Source organism: Aminobacter sp. P4_H6_2, assembly GCF_056400805.1.
Map to the genome: position 1 here is coordinate 1 of NZ_JBFUKO010000512.1, position 3,961 is coordinate 3,961.

At 59.8% G+C, this 3,961-nt stretch carries 5 protein-coding genes; 4 read left to right on the plus strand and 1 reads right to left on the minus strand.

The features are described from left to right. On the minus strand, window positions 1–1,273 hold a 1,273-nt coding region (locus tag AC1DUU_RS25485; RefSeq protein WP_476786158.1), incomplete at its 3' end, for a PAS-domain containing protein. 341 nt (window positions 1,274–1,614) lie between these two features. Between AC1DUU_RS25485 and AC1DUU_RS25490 the strand changes: the two genes are divergently transcribed. The 4 genes from AC1DUU_RS25490 to AC1DUU_RS25505 all read left to right on the plus strand — a co-directional run bounded on the left by AC1DUU_RS25490 (window position 1,615) and on the right by AC1DUU_RS25505 (window position 3,887). After that, window positions 1,615–1,974 carry a hypothetical protein gene (locus tag AC1DUU_RS25490; protein WP_476786159.1) on the plus strand — a complete coding sequence of 120 codons (360 nt, stop codon included), beginning with the start codon at window positions 1,615–1,617 and terminating at the stop codon, window positions 1,972–1,974. 130 nt (window positions 1,975–2,104) lie between these two features. Then, window positions 2,105–2,344 (plus strand): DUF1127 domain-containing protein, encoded by a 240-nt coding sequence (locus AC1DUU_RS25495; protein WP_476786160.1) that lies wholly within the window; start codon window positions 2,105–2,107, stop codon window positions 2,342–2,344. Further along, entirely contained in the window at window positions 2,325–3,194 is an 870-nt protein-coding gene (locus AC1DUU_RS25500; RefSeq protein ID WP_476786161.1) for an alpha/beta fold hydrolase, read from the plus strand. Before AC1DUU_RS25495 ends, AC1DUU_RS25500 begins: the two co-directional genes overlap by 20 nt. Before the next feature lie 456 nt (window positions 3,195–3,650). Beyond that, entirely contained in the window at window positions 3,651–3,887 is a 237-nt protein-coding gene (locus AC1DUU_RS25505) for a DUF1344 domain-containing protein (protein ID WP_476786162.1), read from the plus strand. Window positions 3,888–3,961: the final 74 nt, after the last annotated feature.

The window sequence follows — 3,961 nt, forward strand, 5'->3', positions numbered from 1 at the left end:
GTTCGACAGTCTTGGGATCCGACGCCATTTCCTTCAGCGTCAAGGACATACCGAGCACCACCGACAGCGGGTTGTTCAACTCGTGTGCCACACCGGCAAGCAACCCGCCGAGCGCCGATAGCTTCTCGTTCTGGTGCAGTGTTTCGCGCTGACGCTCCAGTTGCTGCTGCATCTCCATACGATCGGAAAGGTCGTAGGTGTGCGAGACAATGACTTGCTCGCCGTGAAATTCGATCAGCTTGGCCGAGATCGAGCACCAGCACGGTTGCCCGTCCTTGCGCTTGAGCTGAGTCACGAAATCGTCAACCACCCCCTCACGCAACAAGCGCTCGACGAATTGTTTCCGATGCAACGGGTTGATGTAACTGTCGAAGGCGCGCTCGACATCGCCCAGCAACTCTTCTGAGGCCGGACTGCGATAGAGCACTCTCCCATCATCCGCTCGGGTCATCTGGATGCTGGCCGGGCAAGCCTCGAGAACGCGGCGCACCAGTTCGTCAGCCTCCTTCGCCGCCAGTTCGGCGCGCTTGCGCTCGGTAATGTCGACCCGGGTGACAACGAAGCCGCCCTCGCGGGTCGGACAATTCGAAACGAAGAACCAGCCCCCGTCGCTATGCTGGAACTCCTGCTGGCGGAATTCTCGCCGATCCTTAGCCCGTTCGGCCAGCCAGTCATCGATTCTATCCTGTGAAATGGGAAACTGGTTGCGTTGCGCCGTCACCCGCAGGAAGTCGAACCAATTGACTCCCGAAACCAGCACGTCGGCGCTGACGGAATGCATCTTTCGGTACTGGCTGTTGGCCAGAACCAGGCGATCGTCCTTGTCGTAGAGCGCAAAACCCTCCGCCAGGGATTCGATACCGTCTGCCAGCCGCTCGTTGGCCTGCCGGGTCTGATCCTGAGCGACGATCATATCGGTGATGTTAGTCGCGTTGGAGACGATCACCGACCGTCCCTGGAAATCGATCAGCCGCGCCGAGATCGAGCCCCAGAAGACATTGTCGTTGGCATCGTACTGCCGCACGCGAAAATCATCGATGCAGCCTTTTTCCAGCAGGACGCTGACCAGGGTCTGGCGGTCATCGGGATCAACGTAGTAGTCGCCGATGTGCGAGCGGTCGCCATAAAGCTCCTTGCTGGCTGGATTGCGATAGAGCGTTTCCCCGGCAATGGTCGACATGCGCGTCGGCACAGGGCAGGCATCAAGCACCCTTTGCATGAGGACAGTCGCTTCACGTTCAACTGCCTCGGCCTTCTTGCCGTCAGCTTGCATGCGTCATCTCCTCGATGTCAGGCAGAAGCCTCCGCATCGTTTTCACGCCGGCGTGATCGCCGTTCGCTGAATACAAGCCCTGCGTTTCGGTTTTAGGTCGAAAGCCTTCCGTTTTGTTTCAATTGCTCCACTTTCTGGTTGAGCACGTGAACAAACGAAACATTTTTCCTCCATTTTGGAGGGCTGGCTGAAACAGGGCTGCGTTAGCTTCCACTGCGTCGACTTCGCTCGGCCGCTCTGCAGCCGAAGGAGTCTACCAAAAAACAACCGGTCTGTTGATGGGCTACGCGCATGAAGGACGCCGACGTCCACCAACCGAACACCTCATGAGGAGATGGAAGATGAGACTGCCCCTTCTCGCCATAGCTGCTGTCTTGCCGACGTTCGGCGCAGCACATGCCAACGATTTCGGCTCGCTCATGCAATTTCCGAGCTTTGACGGATTGTCCGCAAGACAGCCGCAGGCGACGCCATACACAGCCATGCCAGGCGGGGTCCCCGATTCCTCTTCCCAAGCCTCGCTGGGTGCATCGCCGGGTAGAATGCGGTTCCTGTTTTGGGAAGCACCGGTACGTTCCACGACCCGCAGCGCACCGCGCAGTTTCGGCCTCACGTCCTCCGACACGCTGACAGGTAGCGCTGCACATCTTGGCGCCAAGCCGCTCATTCCGTGCGTAGACAGCATGCCGCGCACCGACTGAGCCGACGGGAAAAAGGCCCGTTTGAAACAAACGAAACACTGCTCACCGATTCCAGAAAACGAGCTGAAATAGTAATGAACTAAAACAGAACGTCGCTGGTCTGGCGTCGCTCACGGACGGAGGTCCAAAAATGCCAACACTCACCATAAGATCCCCAGCTTCGGCTCTTGCCCCAACCTGGGCTGCGAAACTTCGCCTTGCCTTTCAGGCACACCGCGCGCGGCGGGCACACTACCGCGCCGTTCGGCACCTGTCCGAACTGGACGACTTCCTGCTGAAGGACATTGGCGTGCCCAGGTGCGAAATAGATTGGCTTGCCCATGGTTCTTCCGCTGGCCGGAGGCGTGGCCATGAAGATGACCTGGGCTGACTTGAACAGTCTTGATGTCGCTGAGGTTGACTTCAGGCCACCTGTGCTGGCGCTCCATGGTGCTGCCAGCAGCGGGCAACAATGGCATGGCCTCTCGGATTACCTCAGGGRCCGCTACCGGTTGCATGCACCAGATCTGGCCGGATATGGCGATGCGCAATTGAATGTTGCGCGCGGCATGGAGCAGATCGCCGCAAGCTTGATCGCAGCCATGCAGCGCAACGACGCGCCTATGCACGTCGTCGGCCATCTGCACGGCGCTGCACTCGCTATGGAAGTCGCAATGTCGCGGCCGGATCTAGTGCTTAGCCTTACACTCATCGAGCCCGCGGTTTATCACCTACTGCGCGACGGCGATCCAAACGACGTGGCCTTGTTTGCCGAGCTTTCCGTACTGGCTGAAGAAATCGATACCGCTGTCGGTGCCAATGTGCCGGCAGCGGCCATGCGCGCCTACATCGACTTCTGGCACGGCAAAGGCGCTTGGGGGAATTCCAGTGGCGCCCTTCGCCACAAACTTGCCGCGCAAGCGGCGCGGGTGGCCTCGGACTTCGCCGCTTCGCTTGCCAGATCATGGCCTTTGGGAAGCTGCGCCCGACTGGTTTGCCCGACGCTGGCAGTGATGGCGCTTGAAAGCCCGCTCGCCAGTCTACGCGTCACGGAGATGGTTGCGGAAGCGATTCCAGGCGCACGCTTGGTGATGGTCCCGGATGCGGGACATATGGCGCCGTTAACCGATCCCCATATCATCGACCCCTTGATTGCCGCTCATCTGAGAGCTGCCGATCGATCAGGACGCAATTTGCGGGCGTGGCACAATGCCCGCGCCTGGAGTTCAGCGGCGCGATAACCGGCACCCAACGGCCGCACGCCGTTTGGTTGCCAGGGCAAAGCCCGCTGCCTACGTTGCCTCCCAGCGATTGCGAATTCGGCCGGCCGGTTCGATGGGCGCACCCGCCAGACGGGCCTGGCTGCAGGCCCGCCTCCCCTGCAGACGCATACAGCGCCACGACCAACTCGCCCGAACTGCCTCTTCACCGCACCATCAAATCGCGATTTCAGCGCCGTCCGCGCGCCAGCCATCGTGCTTGGCTCCACCGCGCGGCTGAGCCCATGATCATTTCCGGATCGCAAGGAAACGTCCTTGTGACGGCCGGATCTTTCATTTTTCTTCGCTTCTCGCCTGATTGAAACAAACGAAACATTTATCGCCACGCTCGGAAAACAGCACGAAACAGAGGGCCGCTAGAAAGGGGACGTCGCCGRTGTTGGCGTCGCCTCCCAAGTCCCAAGAAGGAAACACTCAATGAAGACCCTTGTTCTCGCAGCCGCTTCACTCGCCTTCATGTCCGGCGCCGCTCTGGCGTCATCCTCGAATGGTATGATCGCCAAGTTCAACCCGTACACGCGTGTCGTCACACTCGAGAGCGGCAAGAGTTTCACCATTCCGCGCGACGTTGCCCTTCCCGCCCTGCAGGTCGGCGAAAAGGTTTCTATTCAGCTCAACGACGAAGGTGACAAGGTCACCAACGTATTGCGGTAGATCTGATCCCCACGGATCTCCGCTGCAGGCAGCCTGACAGGCAGCCGCGAAGCCATGGGCGCCCGCTTCGCCCA

Coding starts and splice junctions, on each gene's coding strand:
- AC1DUU_RS25490 (WP_476786159.1), top strand. CDS start 1,615: ATGAGACTGCCCCTTCTCGCCATAGCTGCTGTCTTGCCGACGTTCGGC.
- AC1DUU_RS25495 (WP_476786160.1), top strand. CDS start 2,105: ATGCCAACACTCACCATAAGATCCCCAGCTTCGGCTCTTGCCCCAACC.
- AC1DUU_RS25505 (WP_476786162.1), top strand. CDS start 3,651: ATGAAGACCCTTGTTCTCGCAGCCGCTTCACTCGCCTTCATGTCCGGC.